The following is a 25,618-nucleotide window of genomic DNA, read 5'->3' as shown; positions in this document are numbered from 1 at the left end:
CAGAAAAATCGACTAGGATTTTTCTGTTTTTTTTCATAATGATTTTTATAGAAAGGAGAAATACATTGTTAACAAAGGCTTATGATGTACTCAAAGAAATTTACGGGTTTTCAGAATTCAAAACGGGACAAAAAGAAGTCATTGATAAAATATTACAAGGAAAAGATGCCCTAGCCATTATGCCTACAGGTGGTGGGAAATCTCTTTGCTACCAAATTCCTTCTCTAGTTTTCGAAGGAATAACGATAGTCGTATCACCGCTTATTTCATTGATGAAAGATCAAGTAGACGCTTTGACCGAGTTGGGAATACCAGCCACTTATTTGAATAGTACATTGACAGCTGCCGAGATGAATGTTCGACTAAAAAAAGCAGTCAATGGAGATTACAAACTGATTTATGTTGCTCCAGAACGATTTCAGACAGAAGAAATTTTTTACTTGATGCACACTATAACCATATCAATGATAGCCATTGATGAAGCACACTGTATTTCGCAATGGGGACATGATTTTAGGCCAAGTTATCTGTCTTTAGGAGAATCAATCCAACAATTAGATTATCGTCCAATCGTATTGGCGTTGACCGCTACAGCAACTCCAGTCGTTTCAAATGATATCATAAGTTTATTAGGCATCCATTCAGATAATCGAATCAAAACGGGATTTGAACGCGATAATCTTGCTTTTCAAGTAATTAAAGGTCAAGAACGAAATCGGTTTTTATTGGATTATTTAACAGTAAATAAAGGTCAATCAGGAATCGTTTATGCTAGTACACGCAAAGAAGTAGAACGTATTTATGAATTGCTGAATGCTAAAAATATTAAAGCTGGAAAGTATCACGGCGGGTTAAAAGAAGATGAACGTAATAGTTGGCAAGAAAAATTTCTGTATGATGAAGTAACGGTGATGGTCGCCACAAATGCATTTGGAATGGGTATCGATAAGAGCAATGTTCGTTTTGTTATTCATTATCAGATTCCTAAAAATATTGAAGCTTATTACCAAGAAGCTGGACGTGCAGGCAGGGATGGATTGCCAAGTGATGCAATTTTATTGTTTTCTCCTCAAGATATGCAAATCCAAAAATTCTTTGTTGATCAATCAGAGTTAAATGACGAATTAAAAAATCAAGAATACCGTAAAATAAGAGAAATGGCTCAATATGGCTCCACTCAGATTTGCTTGCAGCGGTATATCGTTGAATATTTTGGAGACAATTGCGACGATTGCGGAAGATGCAGCAATTGTCTAGATGATCGTGAGGCTACAGACATAACTTTAGAGACTCAAAAAGTATTATCCTGTGTCAAAAGAATGGGTGAAACTTATGGGAAGTCGTTGATCATGAAAGTGTTGACAGGATCTAAAGATAAAAAGGTCACTCAATGGCATTTCGAAGAACTTTCAACTTATGGGCTGATGAAAGGTATACCTCAAAAAGAAATAACACAATTGATTGATTATTTAACAGCCGAAAAGTATTTATCTCCGACTGACGGTCAATACCCTGTTTTAAAATTAACAGAAAAAGCTGTTACTGTTTTAAAAGGGGAAATGATCGTCACTAGAAAACAAGCAAAAGTCGCACAAAAAGTTGCCGTTGATGATGCCCTATTTGATCAGTTGAGAGAACTGAGACGGACTTTTGCTACAGATCAAAAGGTTCCGCCTTATGTTATTTTTTCAGATGAAACGTTGCATCAAATGTGTGTCTTAATGCCTCAAAATAAAGCAGGAATGCTAGAAGTAAAAGGCGTTGGTGAAAATAAATTTGAAAAATATGGTGAAGCTTTTTTAACTTGTTTAAAGCAAGTTAAAGTAACGAATTAAAGAGAGGTTACTAGATATGAAAAGTTGTGGTGTAGTTGTAGAATATAACCCCTTACACAATGGGCATGTGTATCACTTGAAAAAAGCTAGAGAATTATCAGGTGCAGATATAATTATTGCTGTTATGAGCGGGAATTTTCTGCAACGCGGGGAGCCAGCTATTGTAGATAAGTGGTCTCGAGCGCAAATGGCTTTAGCAGCTGGAGCAGATATCGTAATAGAATTACCGGTTGCTTTTAGTACACAACCAGCTGATTACTTTGCAAAAGGAGCAGTTGGGTTATTGCATGCCATGAAATGTGATGCCATCTGTTTTGGTTCTGAAACAGGCGAAAGTAAAGATTATCAAAAGCTGGCTCAATTTTTAAGGCAGCACATGTCAGAGATTGATCGGCGATTTAAAGAAAACAAAGATCCGGGACAGACTTATGCTTGGCAGATGGATCAAGTTCTTAAAGAATTGATGCCTGATCAGCCTGTTTCTCTTTCAATGCCAAACAATATTTTAGGATTAGCATATGCCAAAGAAAACTTGCTATATGAAAAACCAATGGAACTTTACACCATAACAAGATTAGGGTCAGATTACCATGATAAAGAATTGATCAAAGAAAATTTCTCGAGTGCTACAGCCATCCGAGAAAAATTACTGGATCCTATGCAAAAAAAAGATCTGATTGAAGAATTAAAGTTCAGTATGCCCTATCGTAGTTTTCAATTAGTAACAACACATCCTTTAGTTAGTTGGGAAAACTATTGGCCGTACTTAAAATACCAAATACAAGTTCAATCGCTTGAAGAGTTACGGAGTGTTTACCAAGTAACAGAAGGCATTGAATATAGATTAAAGGCATCTATTCAAGAAGCAGAAAGCTTTGAACAGTTTATTTCATCTGTGAAAAATAAACGAGTATCGTGGACTCGTTTGCAACGTATCTGCGTATATATTCTTCTTCAATTAAAAAAAGAAGAGATGACTGATGAATTGAAGAAGCCAAAAGCCATACACTTATTAGGCTTTAATCCTATAGGAAGAAATTATTTAAAAGTAATGAAAAAAGCTTTTTCTTTACCGTTGATAGCCAATGTAACAAAAAAGAATAATAATTTATGGACATTAGATATAAAAGCAGGTAAAATTTATCAAATGGGTCGGATGGATTTAATAAAAGAACAAGATTATTATCGTCAGCCACTAAAATTTTATTTTGAAAATGACCATGAAAACAAAGCTTAGCAAGAAAAGACTGTAAGGTAAAATACGTTGACAAAGGGTTCATTCACTAGTATAATAATCCTTGTTGCTTTAGGAGTGATATAAAATGAAATGGTCATTAAACGAATTGCAAAAATACCGCAATCAACCGTTAGTTTTCTCGGAAACTGTTGACTTAAAAAAGCCGTTGATGAATCGAGAAAAAGAATTAATGGATGTTTCTCCGATTGATTTGGAAGGAACGCTCATTGTTCATGAAAAAGAAATCTTGCTTCATATGGTTGTTTCATTAAATGTGACACTACCCTCTGCAAGATCATTAAAACCAGTTTTGTTCCCTATGTCTATTGGAATAGATGAAATATATATTCCGCCTTCTGTTACACCTGGTTCTAAAATAGATAATGAGGAAGAAACAGTCATTCTTTTAAATAAAGATATGGTTGATCTTACTGATGCTATAATAGATGCTGTTTTGTTGAATCTCCCATTGCAAGTCTTTACGCAAGAGGAGATAGAAGGACAAGAAATGCCTAGTGGAAATGATTGGCTGGTCGTTTCTGAAGATGAATACATTTCAGATTTAGAAACACAGAAATCAGAAACTGAAGATCCACGTTTTGCTGGTTTGAAAGATTTATTCAAAAATGAATCTGATAATCAGAAATAAGTATGTATCATAGGCTTCTTTCTAGCACAAATTTGTGCAGAGAAGCAACTTTTAAGGAGGTGTAAGGAATGGCAGTACCAGCAAGAAAAACATCAAAAGCTAAGAAAAACAGACGTCGTACTCATTATAAATTAGAAGTTCCAGGTATGAACGCATGCCCTAACTGTGGCGAATTGAAAAAAAGCCATCACGTTTGTGCATCATGTGGACATTACGATGGTAAAGAAGTAATCAGCAAAGAAGCTTAATTTTTTGCACAGTTCATCATGAGATGATTTGAAACCCCTTATTGAGACCATGGCTCAATAAAGGGTTTTTTTTTGATTTACTAAGAATATACAATTAGGAGTATACAAAAAAAGAAAATTACGTTAAATTTAAAAAAGATAGTTTGGTATTGTTTTGCTGTATAAGTAAAATGCCTATTGATCGAATTTACATATTTTAAAAAGGTGGGATAAAAGTGGATTCTGGAACTTCATTAATAATGGGTAAAGTAATTCTGTATTGTTTGCCCATTATTTTACTGGCTTTGTTTAGCAAACCAACACAGCGTCATTTTAAAAAACAAAATTCAGCTATTAAATTAGCAGATTTATTGGTTCCTTTTTTAATCCTAGGTATCCATATTCTTAGTCAGTTAACATATGGATTTTCTTTAATTCCATATTTTTTGATTTTTATTTTCAGTCTAGGAATTGTGATTCTTTTGATCATAGCGGTAAAAAAGGGCGAAATTTTATATAAAAGCTTTTTTAAAACTTATTGGCGTTTTGTTTTTATTAGTTCTATTGTAACTTATTACGGCTTAGTCGCAGTCGATATAGTTCTAACTTTAAATTGAGTTGCAGAGAGTTGTGCAGAATAAAAATGATCGTATCAGAAAATCGGTGGGATGATCGGTTGTAATAGTATGTAAAATCATTGTCTGGGATTCATGTTGATAGGATCATCAGTACGGTCATTTAAACAGGGTTAATCGTAATAAGTCTAAGAAGTAAGATAAGGACATATTGTCCTTATCTTACTTCTTTTTTTCCGTTATTTAGCAAGAACTAAAAGATCATCAGCGTAAATACACACTAAAAAAGGGAGAATTATGCCGTTTAAAAAACAAATATTACATTAACAAGAAGATTTATATCTTTTTTTGAATAATTGTGGAGGAAAGTGGGGCATTGTGGTAGACTAAAAATATCTAATCGGAGACTGAGGTGAGACAGCTATGTTAATGGGTGAACACAAGCACAACATTGATGCAAAAGGTCGTTTGATCATGCCATCAAAATTTCGATCTGATTTAGGTGAGAAATTTATTCTCACTCGTGGATTAGATGGATGTTTGTTTGGATACCCACAAGAATCATGGTCTGCTCTTGAAGAAAAACTCAAACAACTCCCGTTAGCAAAGAAAGAAGCTCGTGCTTTTACAAGATTCTTTTACTCCGCAGCTGTTGAATGTGAATTAGATAAACAAGGAAGAATCAATATTCCTCAAACATTAAGAGAACATGCAAAACTAGAAAAAACGTGTCATATTATTGGCGTATCTGAACGCATTGAAATTTGGAGTGAAACAAGATGGAACCAAGTTTCCGAAGAGGCTGAAGAAATGTTCGACAGCATTGCTGAAGAAATGATTGATTTTGGTTTCTGATAAAAGAACAGTGCATAAGTAGAAAATACTACGAAAAATAGTGAGTAAGGTAGGCGAAAAAATGACAGCATTTAATCATGAAACGGTCCTATTAAAAGAAACTGTTGATGGGCTTTCGCTATCCCCAGAAGGCATATACGTCGATTGTACTTTAGGCGGAGCCGGGCATAGTGAATATTTATTATCACAATTGAATGAAAATGGGCATTTATATGCCTTTGATCAAGACGAGCGTGCAATTGAAAACGCAAAAGTTCGGTTGGCTGAATATGTAGAAAAAGGTATGATCACTTTTATTAAGGCAAATTTTCGTTTTATAAAAGAAGAATTAACAAATTTAGGAATAAACGAAGTAGATGGAATTCTGTATGATTTAGGTGTTTCTTCTCCTCAATTAGATGAAGCAGAAAGAGGGTTTAGTTACCACCAAGATGCTCCTCTAGATATGAGGATGGACACCGATGCTCCATTAACAGCTAAAGAAGTCATCAATGAGTGGTCTTATCACGATTTGATAAGAATTTTTTACCGCTATGGGGAAGAGAAATTTTCAAAACAAATTGCTCGTAAAATTGAGGCTGCCAGGGAAATAAAGCCAATCGAAACAACATCTGAATTAGTAGAATTGATTAAAGCAGGGATACCAGCACCAGCTAGAAGAAAAGGTGGCCATCCAGCAAAGCGTGTTTTTCAAGCTGTACGAATTGCGGTTAATGATGAGTTATCTTCAGTCGAAGATTCATTGGAACAAGCTATTGATTTATTAGCGATAGGCGGACGTATCAGTGTCATTTCTTTTCATTCATTAGAGGACCGAATCGTTAAAACTATCTTCAAAGATCATTCAAAAGGCCCTGATTTGCCACGCGGATTGCCAGTTACTCCAGATGGTTTCTTACCTGAATTAAAATTGATTACCAGAAAACCAATTTTACCTTCAGAGCAAGAATTAGAAATGAATAATCGTTCGAGAAGTGCTAAATTACGAATTGCTGAAAAACAAAATAAACTAGTGTAACCATTAGAAAGCAGGAAGGAAGAATTGACTATGTCATCGGAAAGTAATTTAGCTAGAAACCTTGAAATCGAAGTGCCATTTCAGCCCCAGACAGCTCCTACTCCTAAAAAGGAAAAAGTACATACTCCTTTAACAAAAAGAATAGGTATTACAAAAGGTGAAAAATTACTCATAAGTTCTATTCTAATTGTTTTGTTTGCTTTAATTGCCGTTAGTATTTCATTAGAAATAACGATTGCCAGTACGAATCGTACGTTACAAGATACAGTGACATCTATAACCGAATCGACAACGGTTAATGAAAACTTAGAACAAGAAGTTCAAGAGTTATCTCGCTATGATCGTGTATATGAGATAGCAAATAAATTCGACTTAGACATGAATGAAAAAAATGTAAGGAATGTTATAAAATGAATAATAAAAATCCTCTAAAAAACAGAAAAAAGGTTGCCATACTTTTGTTCTTTGGCACGATTTTTTTGCTAGTCGTTTTTGCGGGACGAATTGCATTTATAATGGTAAAAGGTGAAGTCAATGGGGAGAATTTGTCTCAAAATCTAAATAATCTGTACACAAGAAGTAGTATCCTAGAAGCAAACCGAGGAACCATATACGATGTTGGGGGAGAATCGGTTGCATTGGATGCTACTTCTTATTCTTTAGTAGCGGTTTTAACGGATGAATGGTCGAACCCTGATGAACCACAGCATGTAGTCGATAAGAAAAAAACAGCTGAACTATTAGAAAAATTCATTCCAATGAGCAAACAAGATATTCTAGCTACTTTAAATCAGAAAAATCTTTCTCAAGTTGAGTTTGGCGAAGCAGGAAAGAATTTATCCTTTGATACAAAAAAAAGCATTGAACAAGAGAATTTGCCTGGGATCGTCTTTGAAGAAACACCAACAAGGCTTTATCCCAACGGTATTTTTGCTTCACATTTAGTAGGATATGCAGCGTTGCCCTCTGGAGAGGAAGAAGAAGCCTCTAGCACAGATTTAACCGGTATGATGGGGATTGAACTTGCTTATGATGATTTACTAAAAGGGACAGACGGCAAAACAATCTACCAAAAAGATAGTTTTGGTTATGTCATTCCTAATTCTGAAGTAGAAACGACTGAACCTGTAAATGGTGATGACATTTACCTTACAATAGATAAACGTATGCAAGTATATATGGAAAACGTTATGAGTGAAATAGATGAAAAATACAACTCTGCTATGGTGACAGCGACTTTGATCAATCCAGAAACGGGAGCTATCATAGCAACGTCGCAAAGACCAACTTTTAATGGAACAACAAAAGTTGGAATCGATCAATTATGGCAAAATTTATTAGTCGAAAATACTTTTGAACCCGGATCAACGATAAAGATTTTGACTTTAGCAGCAGCAGTCAGTGAGGGAGTCTTTGACCCAAATGCTTATTATCAATCAGGTGTAAAAATGATTGGCAAAGAGCCGATACATGATCATGATCCAGAAGGTTGGGGAACGATTTCTTATCTAGAAGGTTTAGCTCGTTCAAGTAATGTAGCATTCGCTAACTTAATGGAAAAAATGAGTCCTGAAACTTGGAAAGAGTATATGGATGCTTTTGGATTAGGCCAAACGACTAATTCAGGATTGGCCAATGAAGCAAAAGGTTCAATAGGTTTTAAATATCCCTTAGAGCAAGCCAATACAGCATTTGGACAAGGATTAACTGTAACAGCAGTTCAAATGCTGCAAGCTTTCACTGCAATTGCAAATGACGGCCAAATGATGAAGCCGCAATATATAAGCAAATTTGTTGATTCTGATACAGGTAAAGAAACAATCGTTGAACCCGAAGTAGTTGGCGAACCGATTACTGAAGAAGTAGCCCATCAGACACTAGAGTATTTAAAAGAGGTCGTTTATAATGAAAATGGTACCGGAGTAGGCTATCAAATTGATGGTTACGAGATTGCCGCAAAAACTGGAACGGCAGAGATTGTTAATCCTGAAACAAAACAGTATTATAGTGGTGGAACTGATTATATTTACTCGGTAGCAGCCATGGCTCCAGCAGATGATCCTAAGGTGATTCTTTATATTACCGTGCAACAGCCGGAAATTAAGGATGGCAGTATAACGGGAAGTGGAGTGGTCAAAGAAATCTATCAGCCTATTATGAAACGAGCATTAGAATATTTATCTTTAGGTGAAGAGGAAGACGCTGAAATAAATGCTGTAGAAATGCCAAAAGTTACAGGAACAACAAAAGAAGAGGCCCTTAAAATATTAGAAGATACTCAGTTAAATGTGACCGTTGTGGGAAATGGTGATACAATAGTACAGCAATTGCCATTACCAAACAAAACAACTATTGAGAATCAACGTGTCGTTTTGATGACGAATGGTGCAATGACAATGCCTGATATGATGGGATGGTCTAAAAATGATGTTTTGAAGGTTTCTGAGATAACGGGATTAGAATTTACATTTGAAGGTGAAGGCTATGTAGAGAGTCAAAGCCTAGAACCAAATGCAAATATGCATGATGCAGATAAAATTACTATAGGATTAGAAACTCCATAAGAATAGAAAAAGGTGAAAATAGTGAAAGCAATTGAATTGATCAAACCATTAAAAACAACAGAAGTTTCGATGGATATTTCCAATAATTTGGAAATAAATAAAGTTACTCAAGATACGAGAGAAGTTGAATCAGGTTCGCTTTTTATTTGCATTACTGGTGCTCTTCAGAACGGACATGATCTTGCAAAAGAGGCTGTTCAAAAAGGAGCAGTTTTAGTAGTGGCAAGTGAGCCAATCGAGGTAACGGTTCCTGTTATTTATGTAAATAATACAATGAAGGCTATGGCAATTTTAGCAGCAGCTTTTTATCATTATCCAAGTCAAAGTTTGCGGGTGATTGGTGTTACAGGTACAAACGGAAAAACAACTGTCACACATCTTTTAGATTATATATTTCACGATCACAAGGAAAAAACTGGCGTTATTGGAACAATGTACCGTCGTATTGGTTCTGAGGTGTACGAAACTAAGAACACAACACCAGACAGTATCACTCTACAAAAAACCTTATACGCAATGCAAAAAAGCGGTGTGAATACTTGTTCTATGGAGGTCTCTTCTCATTCTTTGGTTCAAGGCAGAGTGTGGGGGACTGATTTTGATATTGCTATTTTTACTAATTTAAGTCAAGATCACTTAGAATATCATCATACTATGGAAAAATATGCTGAAGCTAAAAGTCTTTTGTTTTCACAATTAGGTAACGGTTATCAACAAGACAAAGCTAAATTTGCTATTCTAAATTTTGATGATCCGGTGGGGAAAAGTTTTGAAGAAAAAACAGCTGCTCGGGTATTCTCATACGGGATCGATCAACCAGCTGATTTTAAGGCAACTGATTTGAGTATCACAAATAAAGGAACACGGTTTAATTTAAATTTTGAAAATCGGGTATATGAAGTACAGTTACAATTAGTTGGTAAGTTTAATGTGTCAAATGCTCTAGCGGCAATTGCTGGAGCTTATGCTGCAGGCCTTGAGTTGTCTTCTGTTATTCAGTCTATCGGTGAAATAAGCGGTGTGAGAGGTCGTTTTGAACTAGTTAAAGGCAATCAGGACTTTGCTGTGATCGTTGATTATGCACATACACCAGATGGTTTATTGAATGTTTTAAATGCAGTAAATGAAATCAAAACAGGCAATGTTTTTTGCGTAGTTGGATGTGGTGGAGACCGCGATCGTACTAAACGACCAATAATGGCTGAAATTGCGCAAAAAAATTCAGATACGGTTATCTTTACAGCTGATAATCCGAGGACTGAAGATCCAATTGCAATATTAGATGAAATGGTCGAAGGTTTGAAAGAGGAAACTTATCAATTGATTCCTGATAGAAGAGAAGCTATTCAAGCTGCTATAAAACAAGCAAAAACAAATGATATTGTATTGATTGCTGGAAAAGGTCATGAAAATTACCAAATTATTGGTACTAAAAAAATTCATTTTGATGATGTTGAAGAAGCTAAACTGGCAATAGAAATAAAAAACAACGATAATTAGGAGCGGGAAATAATGCAATGGACAGAAATGGTAATTGCAATTGTGAGCGGATTTGCCTTAACCATTATGGCAATGCCAATCGTAATTGGATTTTTTAGAACAAAACAATTAGGTCAAACGACTAGAGATGAAGGTCCAAAATGGCATGAGATAAAAACAGGAACTCCAACTATGGGAGGAATCGTTTTTCTAATAGCTGCCATTATTTCGACTGTCTGGGTAGCTATATGGCAAAATGTCCTTACATTAGGTATTGGTTTGTCGTTATTCATCTTAATTCTTTATGGATTGCTTGGATTTTTAGATGACTTCATAAAAGTATTTAAAAAGAGAAATCTTGGATTAACTTCTAAACAAAAATTAATAGGTCAAATATTCGGCGGACTGCTCTTCTTTGTCGCTTACCGTTTTGATGGACTTCCGACCGAACTAGTCTTTCCCATTCTAGGTACAGTTGATATAGGATGGTTTTATGGATTGTTTATTATTTTTTGGCTAGTTGGCTTTTCAAATGCCGTTAACCTGACAGATGGTTTGGATGGATTAGTAGCTGGAACAGCAAGTATTGCATATGGTGCATATGCGATCATCGCTTGGAATCAACAACAAATAGATATTTTGATCATTTGTTTAACTATAGTTGGCGGTTTGATCGGCTTTTTCTTTTTTAATAAAAAACCCGCAAAAATATTCATGGGCGATGTTGGTTCACTAGCTTTAGGTGGTGGTCTAGCAGCAATCTCAATTTTGCTGCACCAAGAATGGTCACTTCTTCTGATCGGTTTTATCTTTGTTGTGGAAACAGCTAGTGTTATGATCCAAGTGACTTCTTTTAAATTGAGAGGTAAAAGAGTATTTAAAATGAGCCCTATTCACCATCATTTTGAAATGAGCGGATGGAGTGAATGGCGTGTTGTTTTAACTTTTTGGGCTATTGGATTAATAGCTGCAGTAGCTAGTCTATTCATGATCCTATAATGCTTACTAAAAGAATATAACTACTTTTTAAATTTGAAATCTTCCTTATTTTTAAGAAAAAGAGGTCTATAAATGAAAAAAATAAAACGCTATGAAAATAAAAAAGTATTGGTTTTAGGTTTAGCTTTAAGTGGAGTGAATGCAGCAAAATTGCTTCATTCTTTAGGGGCATTAGTAACAGTTAATGACTATAAAAAATTCGATGAAAATCCTCAGGCACAAGAATTGTTAGAATCCGGCATACGAGTTGTTACGGGTGGACATCCTGTTGAATTACTAGATGAAGATTTTGAATGGGTCGTGAAGAATCCAGGCATTATGTACAATAATCCTATCATTATAAGAGCTAACGAAAAAAACATACCTGTCATTACTGAAGTCGAATTAGCTTACGAAGTGGCCGAGAGTATGGTCATCGGTATCACAGGTACAAATGGGAAAACGACGACTACAACTATGATTGCTGAGTTGCTAAATGCAGAACGTTCTAAAGGCCAGGCATATGTAGCTGGAAATATTGGTACACCTGCCAGTCTAGTGGCTCAAAAAGCAACATCAGATGATGAGATCATTATGGAATTGTCTAGTTTTCAGTTAATGGGTATCACTGAATTGAAACCGCATATTGCAGTGATCACGAATATATATTCTGCTCATTTAGATTATCATGGAACAAGAGAAGAATATGTAGCAGCTAAAATGAATATTACAAAAAATCAAACTGAAGAAGATTACTTAATTGTCAACTGGGACCAACCTGAGTTAAGAGAGTTGTCTAAAAAGAGTAAAGCCATTATTATTCCTTTTTCAAGGAAAGAAATTTTAAATGATGGAGTGTATCTTCAAGATGATGTTATTTATTACCAAGGCGAGCCTGTCATGGCTAAAGAAAATATCTTGATTCCTGGGGACCATAATGTTGAGAATGCCATGGCAGCAATTGCTGTTGCTAAATTATTGAATCAAAAGAATGGTATTATTCGGACAAGTTTAGAAAAGTTCACCGGTGTAAAACACCGTACCCAATTTGTAACAGAGTTTAAAGAAAGACGTTTTTATAATGATTCAAAAGCAACCAATATCTTAGCAACAGAGAGCGCCTTGAAAGGTTTTGATGCACCAGTCATTTTATTAGCTGGCGGTTTAGACCGAGGAAACAATTTTGATGAATTGATTCCATCTATGAGTGGGAAAGTAAAAGCGCTTATTGTTTTTGGAGAAACAGCAATGAAGTTAAATGAGACAGGTGAAAAAGCTGAAATACCAACTATTATTTCAGTTCAGAATGTTGAAGCAGCTGTACCTGCAGCTTATGCTTTAAGCGAACCGAATGATGTCATCTTATTATCTCCTGCTTGTGCCAGCTGGGATCAATACCGAAGTTTTGAGGTTCGTGGAGATGCTTTTATTCATTCCGTTGAGCAATTAGTAGAAGAAGCAATAGAAGAGGGGGAATAGACCGACTGGTCTGACAACTAATGAAAATATTATTATCAGGTGGCGGTACTGGAGGACATATCTATCCAGCACTCGCACTAATGCGTCGTATACAAGAAGTTGACCCAACAGCCGAGTTTTTGTATGTTGGAACTGAAAAAGGTCTAGAAAGCAAAATTATAAAAGACTATAATATTCCTTTTGCTTCTGTAGAAATAAAAGGATTTAAGCGCTCATTATCGCTTGATACTTTCAAAACGATTCGAATGTTTATCAGCAGTATCAGCCAAGCTAAAAAAATCGTTAAAAAATTCCAGCCTGATATTGTTATTGGAACAGGCGGTTATGTATGTGCCCCCGTAGTTTACGCTGCATCAAAATTAGGAATTCCTAGTATTATACATGAACAGAATAGCGTTGCGGGTATAACAAATAAATTTCTTTCACGTTATGTGACCAAAATTGCCATTTGTTTTGAAGAAGTAAAAAAAGACTTCGCTAAATATCCAGCTAAAATTTGTTTTACTGGTAATCCTAGAGCACAAGAAGTGAGCAATGTACAAAAAAAAGCAGCTTTAGAAGAATATAATTTAGATTCTAAAAAACCGACTGTTGTAATTTTTGGTGGAAGCAGGGGAGCAAAAAAAATCAACGAGGCTTTTATTGAAGCTTTACCTATGTTAGCTACCAAAAACTATCAAGTATTAATGGCAACTGGAGATGTTCATTATGAAGCCATCCAAAATCAGTTGATTAAAATAAAAAATGATAAGTTTAATGTCTCGGTAGTGTCTTACATTCCTAATATGCCAGAAGTTTTTTCAACGGCTTCATTAGTTGTTTCAAGAAGTGGTGCTACCACCTTGGCAGAACTTACAGCGTTAGGATTACCAAGTATTTTGATCCCTAGTCCTTATGTTACGAATGATCATCAAACGAAAAATGCAGAAAGTTTAGTGAATAAATATGCCGCAATGCTGCTTAAAGAATCTGAGTTAACGGGTGAAAAATTAGTCGAAACACTGGATGAATTGATGTTGGACCCAAATAAACGTCAAGAGATGGCAGAAAATGCTAAAAAAATTGGCATGCCAGATGCTTCAGATCGATTAATCGAGGTAATAAACGAGATCATGAAAAAATGACTTTTATTAAGGAGGATAGGTGCATGAAAAAAGAAAATAAGAAACAAAAAAAACAGTTTAAATTGCACCTTTCTTCCTTGAAAAAAAGGGCAAAGATAAAAAGTGAATCAACCAGTGATCAGCAGTTTCAAATTAAAAAAATGAAAAATCAATCAGATGAAAAATCAAAATCATTTGAGAATACGTTACAAAAATTAAAAAAGCAACGTCAAAAAAAACTCACTACAAGGTTGATCACACTAATTTTATTATTTTCATTTGCAATTTTAGTAGTCGTATATTTCATAAGTTCATTAAGCAAAGTTGATATTGTTTCGGTTAGCGGCACAAAAGAAGTAGCGGACCAAGAGATAATTGACGTCAGTCAAATTAAATCTGGAGACGACTTCTGGGGTGTTTTCTTTGAAAGAAAAGAAATCTCAAAAAAAGTCTTTTCTGAATTGCCGCAAGTTAAAGCCGTGGAGATAAATTTTAGTGGGTTAAATGATTACACTATAAAAATTGAAGAGCATCAAACAGTCGCTTATTTAGCTGAAGACAATCGGTACTATAATATTCTTGAAAATGGAAAAATTGTAAATGAAAGTAGAAAAATATCCATTGGAAATCCACCAATATTTAAAAATTTTAAAGAAAATGAAGCTTTAAATACAATCATCGTACAATATCAATTATTAAATGAGAATATCCAAAATAGTATATCAGAAATTGAATATACACCTAGTGATATTGATGATCATCTTATTAGACTATATATGAATGATGGCAATGAAGTGATTGCTTCTATTCCTTCCTTTGCTGAAAAAATGGTTTATTACCCTGATATGGTAAAAAAAATAGGTGATCAAAAAGGAACATTTAATATTGAGGTGGGAGCTTATTTTTCTCCTTTTGAATATAGTCAGGAAAAAAATGGCGCAGAACTCAACTTAGAAGAGGAAACACAGTAACATAGAATGAAAAAAATCACGCAAATAAATAGAACAAAATACTGAAATACTTCGTAAATTGATGATGCTTATGTTAAAATTGGTGTTACTATAGGTTTTAATAAAAAATTATGATATAGGAGGTTTCAATGAATGGGAACTACTGAAATGTATGTAAGTCTGGATATTGGAACCACTTCAATAAAAGTAGTTGTAGCTGAATATATTAACGGTGAAATGAATATTATTGGAGTAGGGAATGAAAAATCTGAAGGTTTAAATCGTGGAATTATCGTTGATATTGATAAAACCGTACAATCAATCAATAAAGCTATTAAACAAGCAGAACAAAAAGCAAATGTAGATATTCACAATGTTATTGTAGGGGTTCCAAGTAATTCTGTTGAAATAGAATCTTGCCATGGGATGATAGCAGTATCTGGGGAAAATCGTGAAATTACTGAAGAAGATGTCCAAAATGTTTTGGCAGCTGCAATGGTAAAATCGGTACCGCCAGAAAGAGAAATTCTAACTATCTTACCTGAAGAGTTTATCGTAGACGGTTTTGATGGAATCAAAGATCCAAGAGGAATGATTGGCGTTCGTTTGGAAATGCATGCTGTGATGTTGACTGGGCCTAAAACCATCATTCATAATACAAAACGTTGTGTAGAAAAAGCGGGTCTACAAATCCAAAATATTGTTATGCAACCTTTAGCAGCAAGTAGTGTAGCTATGTCTAGCGGTGAAAGAGATTTTGGTACAATATTAGTTGATATGGGTGGCGGACAAACGACAGCTTCAGTTATGCATGATCATCAATTGAAATACACTTATGTAGATCAAGAAGGTGGAGATTATGTAACGAAAGATATCTCTGTCGTTTTAAATACCACCATTGAAAATGCAGAAAGAATTAAACGAGATTATGGTTACGCTATACCTGAAGAAACATCTCAAGAAGAAAAATTTCCAGTAGAAGTGATAGGTAAAAGTCAACCGGTAAAAGTAGATGAACGCTATTTGTCAGAAATTATAGAAGCTCGATTAGTTCAAATTTTTGAAAAAATTAAAAATGAGTTGGATAAAGTAGGAGCAAGAGAATTGCCCGGTGGAGTTATCTTAACGGGTGGAGCTGCGGCTTTACCAGGTATAGTGGAGTTAGCTGAAGATGTTTTTGAGATTCCAGTGAAACTTTATATACCTAATCAGATGGGTATGCGTTACCCAACGTTTACTACCGGGATAGGATTGATCCAAAATGAAGCCAATTTAGATGAAATTCATCAAATCGTTAAAAAATACCAATTGGGTATCATGAACAAAGAAAATGGTTCGTCTAATTTTAAATCAGAATACCCATCAGAATACAACGAGATAAGTCCTTTAGAAGTTGAAAAAGAAAAGACCGTAAGAAAAGAAAAGAAAAAAGAAGAAAAATGGGGAAATAAAGCAAAAAGCTTTATTTCAAATTTTTTTGATTAAATAAATGCATTCAAATTGTAGTAGGAGGAAATGGAATGGACTTAGAATTTGATACAAATCCAGCTAATGGAGCAATAATTAAAGTAATAGGTGTTGGTGGAGCAGGTAACAACGCGGTTAACCGTATGATCGATGAAAATGTGCAGGGTGTAGAATTTATTGTAGTAAACACAGACTTGCAAGCACTAGCAGGCTCAAATGCTGAAGTTAAAATTCAACTTGGACCAAAATTGACTCGTGGACTAGGAGCAGGAGCAAATCCTGAAATTGGACGCAAAGCAGCAGAAGAAAGTGAAGAACAAATTGCTGAAGCGTTGCGCGGAGCAGATATGATTTTTGTGACTGCTGGTATGGGTGGCGGAACAGGTACTGGAGCAGCACCAATTGTTGCCCGTATTGCTAAAGAACAAGGAGCTTTGACCGTTGGGGTAATTACAAGACCCTTTACTTTTGAAGGACCTAAACGTGGACGTTTCGCTGCAGAAGGTGTAGCTCAAATGAAAGAGCACGTTGATACCTTAGTTATTATTTCTAACAATCGTTTACTAGAAATGGTTGATAAGAAAACGCCAATGCTTGAAGCATTTCATGAAGCTGATAATGTTTTACGACAAGGGGTACAAGGAATTTCAGATTTAATTACAGCACCAGGATATGTAAACTTAGATTTTGCTGACGTAAAAACAGTGATGGAAAATCAAGGTTCAGCATTGATGGGTATTGGTATGGCTAGCGGTGAAAATCGTACAGTTGAAGCGACTAAAAAAGCTATTTCTTCTCCACTGTTAGAAGTTTCTATAGACGGAGCAGAATCTGTATTATTAAATATTACCGGTGGATCTGATTTGACATTATTTGAAGCACAAGACGCATCAGATATCGTTTCAGCAGCATCTACTACAGAAGTGAATATTATTTTCGGTACTTCTATCAACGAAAATTTAGGTGATGACGTTATCGTAACAGTTATTGCAACAGGTATTGATACAGGTAAAGCAAAAGAAGCAAAACCACAATCAAATGAAAGAAATAGAAATGGTTCTGCACAACGAAATATGCTTGAAAATTCAGCTGCACAATCAGAGCAAACAAAAGATCCTTTTGGCGATTGGGATATCCGTCGCGAACCTAGTTCGCGTGATCAAAGAGTTAAAGCTCAAATAAATGGTTTAAATCAACAAAATGAAAAACCAGAATTTGATATTTTTAAACGAGAAGAAAAACAAGAACAAGATAAGCGTCAAGATGATGATAATCTTGATACTCCACCATTCTTTAGAAGACGCCGTAAATAAAAATGAATTCGGTAAAAGTAAATAGCCAAAAAATCGAGCAAATGTTGAATCTTTCATTGGAAGCATCCAGTCGAAAACGATCTGATGTCCAAGTCATTGTAGTAACCAAAAAGGTTTCTAGTGAACAAGCTATGGCTGCAATTGAAGAAGGTTATATGCATCTTGCTGAAAATCGCCCTGAAGGTTTAGAATTAAAGCAAAAAGAGCTAAACGATAAACGGCTGGTTTGGCATTTTATCGGAAATCTGCAAACAAGAAAAGTGAAAAAAGTAATCAATAAAATTGATTACTTTCACGCTCTTGATCGCTTGCCTTTAGCTGAAGAGATTGAAAAGAGAGCACTTAATGTTGTCTCATGTTTTATTCAAGTTAATGTTACTGGTGAAGAAACAAAAAGTGGAGTAAGCCCGGATCAACTTGATGATTTTATAAATAGTCTTTCACAGTTCTCAAAAATAAAAATAGTAGGTCTAATGACTATGGCACCATTAAATGCGGAAGAAACAGTTATCCGTTCTGCATTTGCTCAGTTAAAAAAATTACAAGAATCAATCAAAGATAAGGCCCTACCCTACGCACCTTGTACTGAACTCAGTATGGGAATGAGTAAAGATTACACAATAGCTGTTGAAGAAGGAGCAACTTTTGTTCGAATTGGAACGTCTTTTTTTGAATAAGAATCGATTTTTTGAAATATAAATCGATTTAAAAAGGAGGACTTTAAATGGGCATGTTAAATAATTTTACTCAATTTTTTGGTTTAAATGATGAAGAAGAGTTTGAGTCAGAAAAAGAAACAAATAATAATGAAAAGTTTTTAGCTAAAGCTAAGAAAAGTGAAGAAAAGCGTGAATTAGAAAGTAGAAAAGCATTTAATACACGTCGTGAACCAGCAACAACCAATAAAGTTGTATCAATGAAAAATCCGGAAAATGCTTACCAATCAAAAATCGTTGTATTTGAACCTAGAGTTTACTCTGAAGTTCAAGAAATAGCTGATCTTTTGCTTAGTAATCAATCTGTAATTTTAAATTTTACTCGTATTGAAGAAGATCAAGCTAAAAGAATCGTTGATTTCTTAACAGGTACGATCTATGCGATAAGTGGAGATATTCAACGGGTCGGAGAAGAAATTTTCTTATGTACACCTAAAAATGTTGAAATTGATGGTGTTTCACCAGATGCAATGCAAGAAAAAAATTTTTATTAAAGAAAAGAGGAAAAACGTATAGTGGCTAATTTTATATCAATACTATATACAGTACTTTCTAGAGGTTTGGATATATATTCCACACTAATTATAGTTTATATCCTAATGTCTTGGTTTCCTGGGGCTTATCAATCTAAGTTTGGCCAAATATTAGCAACGGTTTGTGAGCCATATTTAAATTTCTTCAGAAGATTTATCCCACCAATTGGCATGATCAATTTTTCGGGAATTGTCGCATTGGTCGTCTTGAATTTAGCTAAAAGTGGTTTGTTTTCATTATTCCAACTGATCATAAGGATTATCTATTAAGTGAAGGAGGTGTTTTTCTTATGATTGAAAATGTTTATCAACATTTTAGAAAAGAAGAACAACCCTTTATTGATAACGTTATAGGATGGATAAGAAGTGTAGAAGACCAATACACTCCTTATTTAACTAATTTTTTAGATCCTCGCCAATTGCATATCGTAAAAACGATAGTTGGAAAAAATAATGAAATCAATATTCATTCTTTTGGAGGGTATGAAGCGGCGGAGAGAGTGAGAGCTCTTATCTGTCCTACATATTTCACACCAAAGCAAGAAGACTTTGAGATAACTATTTTTGAAATACGATACCCTGTCAAATTTGCTTCATTATCGCATGGGAAAGTGTTAGGCACATTGCTTTCAACTGGGTTGAAAAGAGATTATTTTGGCGATATCATATCAGATGGAGCTCGTTGGCAAGTATTTGTTGAAAATTCAACAAAAAGCTACATTGAGCAACAAGTTATTAGTATTGGAAAAGTTGCAGTTCGAATGGAAGAAAAAAATTATACAGAAATTTTATTACCGATAGATAATTGGATGATTGAAAGCCAAACTGTTTCATCAATGCGTTTAGATACGCTTGTTTCTAGTGTGTTTAAAATCTCTAGACAACGGGCTAAACAAATGATCGAATCGGGTAAAGTGAAACTGAATTGGGTAGAATTAAATCGGCCTGATTTTGAAATCGGTTTATTAGATATTGTTTCGGTTCGTGGATATGGGAGATTACAAGTACAAGAAATTGAAGGCAAAACTAAAAAAGATAAATGGCGTCTTCAGTTAGGCGTCTTGTATAAATAATAATCAATTCGTTTACATGTAGTTAAGTTTATGCTATTTTTATACTAAAGCACGTTAAATTTAAAAATTGGAGGTGTCTTATATGGTGTTGACTCCCTTAGATATACATAACAAAGAGTTCCCTGTCAAGATGCGAGGCTACGATCAAGATCAAGTAAATGATTATTTAGATCAAATCATTAAAGACTACGAAATGGTTTTAAAAGACAAGCGTGAATTAGAAAAACAATTGCAATTTTCTGAAGAGAAAGTAGGGCATTTCAACAATCTTCAAGATGCCTTAAATAAATCAATCATTGTTGCTCAAGATGCAGCAGATAGATTAAAAGAAAATGCCATTAAAGAAGCAAATATCATTGGTCTTGAGGCTGAAAAAAATGCTGATCGTTTATTAGATGAAGCCGTTTCTAAAGCCAAGAAAATCACAACAGAAACAGACGAATTGAGGAAACAAAGTAGAGTCTTTAAACAACGTTTGCAGATCATGATAGAATCACAATTAGAAATGGTCAAAAATTCTGAATGGGATGATTTATTAAAACCTATAGAAGAAGAAGCGCTGAATATTCCTACATTGAAAGAAATTTTATCTAGTGTTAATAAAAGTGAAGAAGACTCAGTGAATATTGATATTGAATCTAGTAATGAAACGGCAACAGTAGTTAGCGATACGGATACAGCAAATAGTCATGAAGAAGAACAATCTTCAGTAGAGGGAAAATTACAGGCAATTGAATTTCCTAAATAAATCATATCAAGTAAATCAGTGAATGGAACAGAAAAACGATAGAATACTAAATCAAGCGAGTTAGAAAATAGTGAAAGTCTAACGGTCCCTTCTATTTGTAAGATCCTCCATGAGTGTTAATTTGAACCAGAGTAAAATTAACCGTTTAATTGGCGTTATACAATTACTTAAGAGAATAGAAAAAGAAGAAATTTTTTTTCTATTCTACATTTGGGTGGTACCACGAAGATTTCGTCCCTCTAGGGATGGAGTCTTTTTTTTATTGTTAAGAATAGTTGCAATTGATAAAGCTCAGTTGTATGATGAGCATGTCATTTTGGAATGAAAGAGATAAATTTAATAAATAAGGGGTCGATATTTGATGAAGATGAAAGAGACATTACAATTAGGAAACACAAAATTTCCCATGCGTGGGAATCTACCAGTTCGCGAATTAGAGTGGCAAAAGAATTGGGAAGAATTAGATATTTATGGACAACGCCAAAAAATGAATGAAGGCAAACCGACATTCGTTTTACATGATGGTCCTCCATATGCAAATGGAAACATTCATATAGGTCATGCGTTAAATAAAATTAGTAAAGATATCATTGTTCGCTACAAATCTATGTCTGGTTTTAGATCTCCCTACGTTCCAGGTTGGGATACTCATGGATTACCTATCGAGCAGGCGCTAACAAATAAAGGTGTAAAACGTAAAGAAATGAGTATTGCCGAATTTCGTAAATTATGTGAGGAATATGCTTGGGAACAAGTGAATAAACAAAAAGAAGATTTTAAACGGTTAGGGATTGCTGGCGAATGGGACCACCCTTACGTAACATTAACAAAAGAATACGAAGAAGCACAAATTCGTGTATTTGGAAAAATGGCTGAGAAAGGCTATATCTATAAAGGATTAAAACCAATTTATTGGTCACCTTCTAGTGAATCAGCTCTTGCTGAAGCTGAAATTGAATACAAAGATGTTAAATCAGCTAGTATTTATGTAGCATTTAAAGTAGCTGATGGGAAAGGGCTTATTGATGAAGATACATCATTTGTTATTTGGACAACTACGCCATGGACGATCCCATCAAATCTTGCAATTGCAGTTCACCCTGACTATGATTATTCAGTTATTCTAGCAGATGGCAAAAAATATGTTTTGGCAAAAGATTTAATTGAGACGGTAGCAGAAGAAATTGGCTGGGATAAATTTGAAATCATTAAAGAATTAAAAGGGAAAGATTTAGAATTAATGACGGCTAAACATCCAATGTATGATCGTACTTCTCTTGTGATTCTCGGAGACCATGTTACGCTTGATGCCGGAACTGGGCTTGTTCATACGGCTCCAGGACATGGGGACGATGATTTCATTGTAGGCCAAAAATATAAATTAGCTGTTTTATCGCCGATTGATGATAAAGGATGCTTTACAGACGAAGCACCAGGCTTAGAAGGTATCTTTTATGACAAAGGAAATAAAGTGATCACAGAATGGCTTGAAAAAGAAGGAGCATTATTGAAATTAAACTTCTTTACTCATAGTTACCCACATGACTGGAGAACTAAGAAACCGGTTATTTTCCGTGCTACACCGCAATGGTTTGCATCTATTGATAAGTTCCGCGGAGATATCTTAGAAGCTGTTGAAGGCGTTGAATGGGTCCAGAAATGGGGGATGCAACGTTTATACAACATGGTACGTGATCGCGGAGACTGGGTTATCTCACGTCAGCGTTCTTGGGGAGTTCCGCTACCTATTTTCTATGGTGAAAACGGAGAGCCGATTATTACACCTGAAACTATCGAACACGTAGCTGCTTTATTTGGAGAATTTGGCTCAAATAGTTGGTTTGAGCGTGAAGCTAAAGATCTATTACCAGAAGGATTCACTCATCCTTCAAGTCCAAATAATATTTTTACAAAAGAAACCGATATTATGGATGTATGGTTTGATTCAGGATCTTCTCATGAAGCCGTATTAAGAGCAAGAGAAAATTTAACTTTTCCAGCCGATATGTATCTTGAAGGTTCAGATCAATACCGTGGATGGTTCAATTCAAGTATCACAACTAGTGTAGCCATCAATGGAGTAGCTCCTTATAAAACAGTTCTCTCTCAAGGAATGGTTTTAGATGGGGATGGCCGCAAGATGAGTAAATCGATTGGCAATACTATTGCACCAAGCAAAGTGATCAAGCAAATGGGAGCAGATATCATACGTCTATGGGTTTCTAGTGTAGATACTCAAGCTGATGTACGTGTCAGTGATGAAATTCTAAAACAAGTTTCTGAAGTTTATCGTAAAATTCGTAATACAATGCGCTTCTTATTATCTAATACTACTGATTATGACCCTTCAGAAAATAAAGTTGCATTTGAAGACTTGCGTTCTGTTGATAAATATCTGATGGTTCGTTTAAACCAATTAGTAGAAAAAGTAGAAGGCCATTATGAGAAATATGAATTCTCTTCTATTTATCAATTGATCAACAACTTTTGTACCGTCGATTTATCACAATTTTACTTGGATTTTGCTAAAGATGTCGTTTATATCGAAGCTGAAGATGCTTACGAAAGACGTGCTATGCAAACGGTCTTCTATGAAGTTCTAGTAAAAGTCACAAAATTATTGACTCCAATTCTTCCACATACAGCTGAAGAAATATGGTCATTCTTAAGTGAACCAGAAGAATTTGTTCAATTAACAGATATACCAGCTGTTGATAACTACGAAAATGAAACAGAACTGTTGAATATTTGGAATGCGTTTATGGAAATTCGTGTCGTTGTTCAAAAAGCACTCGAAGAAGCGCGTAATCAAAAAATTATTGGAAAATCTTTTGAAGCAAAAGTTACGCTTTATCCTACCGAACAAACAAAAGACCTATTTGTTTCGTTGAATAGTAATTTAGCTCAATTATTGATCGTTTCAGATTTAGAAATAGCAGAATCGATCGAAGATGCGCCAATTAACGCTATCCGTTCTGAATCGGTGGCTGTTGTAGTCGAACATGCTCATGGAGAAACTTGCGAAAGATGTCGTGCTATTAAAGAAGAAGTTGGATCTAATGAACAGACACCAACTCTTTGTGCTCGTTGTGCAGCAATTGTTGAAAAACATTTTCCAGAAGCTTTAATTCCTGAAACAGAAGAAAATAATTGACAAAAATGCATCCAAAGGTTGATCTTTGGATGTATTTTTCATTGTATTTTATAAATGAAATGGTAAAATATATTAAAGAAAAAATAGGAGGTACAGCACAATGCAATTAGAATTTATCAAGGTTCATGGATCAGAGAATGAATTCTTTATTTTAGATGAAACACTGCTTGAAAGACCGTTGACACAAGATGAACTAGTATCTCTAACGAAAATCATTACAGATCGTAATACTGGACTACTTAAGGGTGCTGACGGAGTCCTATTAGTAGGGACAGCTAAGCGCAAGGAGTCGGGTGAAAGCATGCGAGTGATCAATAATGACGGTAGTGAAGCTAGTATGTGCGGAAATGGTTTGCGAACGGTTGCGCGCTATCTTTCTGAAAAGAAAAAATTAGATGAATTTATTATTGAAACAATGCACGCTGATTTACAGGTGAAAAAAGCAGAAGAGTTAGGGAAAAATATTCAAACCTTTCAAGTTGAGATTTCTCCTGTATCTTTTAATTTAGAAAAATTACCATTTAATTGGAAATCAGAAAATTTTATTGATCAAGAATTGTCTGATTTAGCGCCTGGTTTGAAGTTTTCAGCAGTAGCAGTGCCAAATCCTCATTTGATTAGTTTCGTTGATCATGGGACATTAACTAGCCCACAGTTCGAAAAACTTGCAAAGTACTTAAATGGAAAAAACCCTTATTTCCCTGATGGAGTAAATATCAGTTTTGTAGAAGAGCTAGGTAAACAAGAAATATTTGTTCGTACATTTGAAAGAGGTGTAGGTTTTACAAATGCTTGTGGAACAGCAATGGCAGCTAGCAGTCTAATGTATGTATTGTTAAAAGGTGGTATGATCGAAGAAAAAATTCAAGTGACCAATCCTGGTGGGATGGTCCAAACGATTGTTCATAAACATGAAGATGGAACTTACTGGATGGACCTAATTGGGAATGCAACATTCCTTAACAAAGTTTCCATTTCATTAGAAGATATTTTAGATTCTAAATTGGATAACAGTAATTCTGTATCGCTGAATGAAGCTAAAGCTTATCGTGAATTCATTGAAAATTTTTCTGCTGTCTAAATGTTTTTTTTTACAAGAACGGCTCTATTAAAGAAAAGTATCCCCTTGCAAAATGAAAAATGCTGCGTTATAATTACCTTGTAATCGATTTCATTGTATTAAAAAGACGAATAGCCACAAAAGAAAATCAATTGCAAAATGACTAATCGGGGGTACAGTAAATTATGGAAAAAGGAACAGTAAAATGGTTTAATAGTGAAAAAGGTTTTGGCTTTATTGAAGTTGAAGGCGGAGATGATATATTTGTACATTTCAGTGCAATTACCGGTGAAGGCTTCAAATCATTAGAAGAAGGACAAGCAGTTGAATTTGAAATCGTTGAAGGAAATCGTGGAGCGCAAGCTGCAAATGTCGTGAAACTTTGATTTCAATTGTATCCAGACTTCATTTTTAGCATAGCTAAATAATAAAAATGTAATTGTAAAAGTAAAGCGTACAGCTCTATTAAAGTACCGACAGAGTAACAAATCTGTTGGTACTTTTTTTTGTTTTATTTTATATATTTTTTTAAAAGTTAGTTATTTTCTATTGACCGAAAATTTCAAGTTTAAGTTAGCCACTTGTAGCTATTCTATTTTACTACT

The 25,618-nt window shown here is 34.8% G+C and carries 24 protein-coding genes; all 24 read left to right on the top strand.

Annotated elements, in window-relative coordinates; translation table 11 throughout:
* Positions 1-38 precede the first annotated feature (38 nt).
* The 24 genes from recQ (at position 39) to cspD (ending at position 25,399) form a co-directional block, all read left to right on the top strand.
* Complete coding sequence (gene recQ / locus J7E16_RS09465) at positions 39-1,835, top strand: DNA helicase RecQ (protein ID WP_214891146.1); 1,797 nt, start codon at positions 39-41, stop codon at positions 1,833-1,835.
* Between the two features lie 16 nt (positions 1,836-1,851).
* Positions 1,852-3,072 carry a nucleotidyltransferase gene (locus J7E16_RS09460; protein WP_214891144.1) on the top strand — a complete coding sequence of 407 codons (1,221 nt, stop codon included), beginning with the start codon at positions 1,852-1,854 and terminating at the stop codon, positions 3,070-3,072.
* An 85-nt stretch (positions 3,073-3,157) separates the two neighbouring features.
* Positions 3,158-3,721 carry a YceD family protein gene (locus tag J7E16_RS09455; RefSeq protein ID WP_214891142.1) on the top strand — a complete coding sequence of 188 codons (564 nt, stop codon included), beginning with the start codon at positions 3,158-3,160 and terminating at the stop codon, positions 3,719-3,721.
* Positions 3,722-3,789: 68 nt separating this feature from the next.
* Positions 3,790-3,969 (top strand): 50S ribosomal protein L32, encoded by a 180-nt coding sequence (rpmF, locus tag J7E16_RS09450; protein ID WP_034548189.1) that lies wholly within the window; start codon positions 3,790-3,792, stop codon positions 3,967-3,969.
* Positions 3,970-4,184: 215 nt separating this feature from the next.
* Positions 4,185-4,565 carry a DUF3397 domain-containing protein gene (locus J7E16_RS09445; RefSeq protein ID WP_214891141.1) on the top strand — a complete coding sequence of 127 codons (381 nt, stop codon included), beginning with the start codon at positions 4,185-4,187 and terminating at the stop codon, positions 4,563-4,565.
* A 381-nt stretch (positions 4,566-4,946) separates the two neighbouring features.
* Positions 4,947-5,378, top strand: coding sequence for a division/cell wall cluster transcriptional repressor MraZ (mraZ, locus tag J7E16_RS09440; RefSeq protein ID WP_034548190.1), 432 nt, complete (start codon positions 4,947-4,949; stop codon positions 5,376-5,378).
* A gap of 61 nt (positions 5,379-5,439) precedes the next feature.
* Complete coding sequence (gene rsmH / locus J7E16_RS09435) at positions 5,440-6,396, top strand: 16S rRNA (cytosine(1402)-N(4))-methyltransferase RsmH (RefSeq protein WP_214891139.1); 957 nt, start codon at positions 5,440-5,442, stop codon at positions 6,394-6,396.
* A gap of 30 nt (positions 6,397-6,426) precedes the next feature.
* Positions 6,427-6,810: a cell division protein FtsL gene (gene ftsL, locus J7E16_RS09430; RefSeq protein WP_214891137.1), complete on the top strand. Its 384-nt coding sequence runs from the start codon at positions 6,427-6,429 to the stop codon at positions 6,808-6,810.
* Positions 6,807-8,960: a penicillin-binding transpeptidase domain-containing protein gene (locus J7E16_RS09425; RefSeq protein WP_214891135.1), complete on the top strand. Its 2,154-nt coding sequence runs from the start codon at positions 6,807-6,809 to the stop codon at positions 8,958-8,960. The genes ftsL and J7E16_RS09425 overlap by 4 nt, the downstream gene beginning before the upstream one ends.
* A 21-nt stretch (positions 8,961-8,981) precedes the next feature.
* A complete protein-coding gene (locus J7E16_RS09420) occupies positions 8,982-10,460 on the top strand; it encodes a UDP-N-acetylmuramoyl-L-alanyl-D-glutamate--2,6-diaminopimelate ligase (RefSeq protein WP_214891133.1) in 1,479 nt (492 codons plus the stop codon).
* Between the two features lie 12 nt (positions 10,461-10,472).
* Entirely contained in the window at positions 10,473-11,438 is a 966-nt protein-coding gene (gene mraY, locus J7E16_RS09415; RefSeq protein ID WP_214891131.1) for a phospho-N-acetylmuramoyl-pentapeptide-transferase, read from the top strand.
* A 72-nt stretch (positions 11,439-11,510) separates the two neighbouring features.
* Complete coding sequence (gene murD / locus J7E16_RS09410) at positions 11,511-12,896, top strand: UDP-N-acetylmuramoyl-L-alanine--D-glutamate ligase (protein WP_214891129.1); 1,386 nt, start codon at positions 11,511-11,513, stop codon at positions 12,894-12,896.
* Positions 12,897-12,916: 20 nt separating this feature from the next.
* Entirely contained in the window at positions 12,917-14,020 is a 1,104-nt protein-coding gene (murG, locus tag J7E16_RS09405; protein WP_214891128.1) for an undecaprenyldiphospho-muramoylpentapeptide beta-N-acetylglucosaminyltransferase, read from the top strand.
* Between the two features lie 23 nt (positions 14,021-14,043).
* A complete protein-coding gene (locus J7E16_RS09400) occupies positions 14,044-14,970 on the top strand; it encodes a cell division protein FtsQ/DivIB (protein WP_214891126.1) in 927 nt (308 codons plus the stop codon).
* A 132-nt stretch (positions 14,971-15,102) separates the two neighbouring features.
* Positions 15,103-16,434 (top strand): cell division protein FtsA, encoded by a 1,332-nt coding sequence (gene ftsA, locus J7E16_RS09395; protein WP_214891124.1) that lies wholly within the window; start codon positions 15,103-15,105, stop codon positions 16,432-16,434.
* Positions 16,435-16,469: 35 nt separating this feature from the next.
* Positions 16,470-17,729: a cell division protein FtsZ gene (gene ftsZ, locus J7E16_RS09390; RefSeq protein ID WP_214891123.1), complete on the top strand. Its 1,260-nt coding sequence runs from the start codon at positions 16,470-16,472 to the stop codon at positions 17,727-17,729.
* Between the two features lie 2 nt (positions 17,730-17,731).
* Positions 17,732-18,406 carry a YggS family pyridoxal phosphate-dependent enzyme gene (locus J7E16_RS09385; RefSeq protein WP_214891121.1) on the top strand — a complete coding sequence of 225 codons (675 nt, stop codon included), beginning with the start codon at positions 17,732-17,734 and terminating at the stop codon, positions 18,404-18,406.
* Positions 18,407-18,453: 47 nt separating this feature from the next.
* Positions 18,454-18,939 carry a cell division protein SepF gene (locus tag J7E16_RS09380; protein WP_214891119.1) on the top strand — a complete coding sequence of 162 codons (486 nt, stop codon included), beginning with the start codon at positions 18,454-18,456 and terminating at the stop codon, positions 18,937-18,939.
* Positions 18,940-18,960: 21 nt separating this feature from the next.
* Positions 18,961-19,248, top strand: a complete 288-nt coding sequence (locus tag J7E16_RS09375) for a YggT family protein (RefSeq protein ID WP_211249831.1) — start codon at positions 18,961-18,963, stop codon at positions 19,246-19,248.
* Between the two features lie 20 nt (positions 19,249-19,268).
* Positions 19,269-20,051 carry a YlmH family RNA-binding protein gene (locus J7E16_RS09370; RefSeq protein WP_214891117.1) on the top strand — a complete coding sequence of 261 codons (783 nt, stop codon included), beginning with the start codon at positions 19,269-19,271 and terminating at the stop codon, positions 20,049-20,051.
* An 82-nt stretch (positions 20,052-20,133) separates the two neighbouring features.
* On the top strand, positions 20,134-20,799 hold the full coding sequence (locus J7E16_RS09365; RefSeq protein ID WP_214891115.1) for a DivIVA domain-containing protein: 666 nt from the start codon (positions 20,134-20,136) through the stop codon (positions 20,797-20,799).
* Between the two features lie 361 nt (positions 20,800-21,160).
* A complete protein-coding gene (gene ileS, locus J7E16_RS09360) occupies positions 21,161-23,953 on the top strand; it encodes an isoleucine--tRNA ligase (RefSeq protein WP_214891113.1) in 2,793 nt (930 codons plus the stop codon).
* 100 nt (positions 23,954-24,053) lie between these two features.
* On the top strand, positions 24,054-25,034 hold the full coding sequence (gene dapF, locus J7E16_RS09355) for a diaminopimelate epimerase (RefSeq protein WP_214891111.1): 981 nt from the start codon (positions 24,054-24,056) through the stop codon (positions 25,032-25,034).
* A 164-nt stretch (positions 25,035-25,198) separates the two neighbouring features.
* Positions 25,199-25,399 (top strand): cold-shock protein CspD, encoded by a 201-nt coding sequence (cspD, locus tag J7E16_RS09350; RefSeq protein WP_034548228.1) that lies wholly within the window; start codon positions 25,199-25,201, stop codon positions 25,397-25,399.
* Positions 25,400-25,618 lie beyond the last annotated feature (219 nt).

The sequence above is a fragment of the Carnobacterium sp. ISL-102 genome (assembly GCF_018612935.1).
Taxonomy (GTDB): domain Bacteria; phylum Bacillota; class Bacilli; order Lactobacillales; family Carnobacteriaceae; genus Carnobacterium_B; species Carnobacterium_B alterfunditum.
The sequence above is the reverse complement of the archived record's forward strand: the minus strand, read 5'-3'. Positions and strand labels throughout refer to the sequence as shown.

Excerpts from the sequence above, each read along its gene's own strand:
- recQ (WP_214891146.1), top strand. The coding sequence starts at position 39 with ATGATTTTTATAGAAAGGAGAAATACATTGTTAACAAAGGCTTATGAT.
- J7E16_RS09460 (WP_214891144.1), top strand. The coding sequence starts at position 1,852 with ATGAAAAGTTGTGGTGTAGTTGTAGAATATAACCCCTTACACAATGGG.
- J7E16_RS09455 (WP_214891142.1), top strand. The coding sequence starts at position 3,158 with ATGAAATGGTCATTAAACGAATTGCAAAAATACCGCAATCAACCGTTA.
- rpmF (WP_034548189.1), top strand. The coding sequence starts at position 3,790 with ATGGCAGTACCAGCAAGAAAAACATCAAAAGCTAAGAAAAACAGACGT.
- mraZ (WP_034548190.1), top strand. The coding sequence starts at position 4,947 with ATGTTAATGGGTGAACACAAGCACAACATTGATGCAAAAGGTCGTTTG.
- rsmH (WP_214891139.1), top strand. The coding sequence starts at position 5,440 with ATGACAGCATTTAATCATGAAACGGTCCTATTAAAAGAAACTGTTGAT.
- ftsL (WP_214891137.1), top strand. The coding sequence starts at position 6,427 with ATGTCATCGGAAAGTAATTTAGCTAGAAACCTTGAAATCGAAGTGCCA.
- J7E16_RS09425 (WP_214891135.1), top strand. The coding sequence starts at position 6,807 with ATGAATAATAAAAATCCTCTAAAAAACAGAAAAAAGGTTGCCATACTT.
- mraY (WP_214891131.1), top strand. The coding sequence starts at position 10,473 with ATGCAATGGACAGAAATGGTAATTGCAATTGTGAGCGGATTTGCCTTA.
- murD (WP_214891129.1), top strand. The coding sequence starts at position 11,511 with ATGAAAAAAATAAAACGCTATGAAAATAAAAAAGTATTGGTTTTAGGT.
- murG (WP_214891128.1), top strand. The coding sequence starts at position 12,917 with ATGAAAATATTATTATCAGGTGGCGGTACTGGAGGACATATCTATCCA.
- J7E16_RS09400 (WP_214891126.1), top strand. The coding sequence starts at position 14,044 with ATGAAAAAAGAAAATAAGAAACAAAAAAAACAGTTTAAATTGCACCTT.
- ftsA (WP_214891124.1), top strand. The coding sequence starts at position 15,103 with ATGGGAACTACTGAAATGTATGTAAGTCTGGATATTGGAACCACTTCA.
- ftsZ (WP_214891123.1), top strand. The coding sequence starts at position 16,470 with ATGGACTTAGAATTTGATACAAATCCAGCTAATGGAGCAATAATTAAA.
- J7E16_RS09385 (WP_214891121.1), top strand. The coding sequence starts at position 17,732 with ATGAATTCGGTAAAAGTAAATAGCCAAAAAATCGAGCAAATGTTGAAT.
- J7E16_RS09380 (WP_214891119.1), top strand. The coding sequence starts at position 18,454 with ATGGGCATGTTAAATAATTTTACTCAATTTTTTGGTTTAAATGATGAA.
- J7E16_RS09370 (WP_214891117.1), top strand. The coding sequence starts at position 19,269 with ATGATTGAAAATGTTTATCAACATTTTAGAAAAGAAGAACAACCCTTT.
- J7E16_RS09365 (WP_214891115.1), top strand. The coding sequence starts at position 20,134 with ATGGTGTTGACTCCCTTAGATATACATAACAAAGAGTTCCCTGTCAAG.
- ileS (WP_214891113.1), top strand. The coding sequence starts at position 21,161 with ATGAAGATGAAAGAGACATTACAATTAGGAAACACAAAATTTCCCATG.
- dapF (WP_214891111.1), top strand. The coding sequence starts at position 24,054 with ATGCAATTAGAATTTATCAAGGTTCATGGATCAGAGAATGAATTCTTT.
- cspD (WP_034548228.1), top strand. The coding sequence starts at position 25,199 with ATGGAAAAAGGAACAGTAAAATGGTTTAATAGTGAAAAAGGTTTTGGC.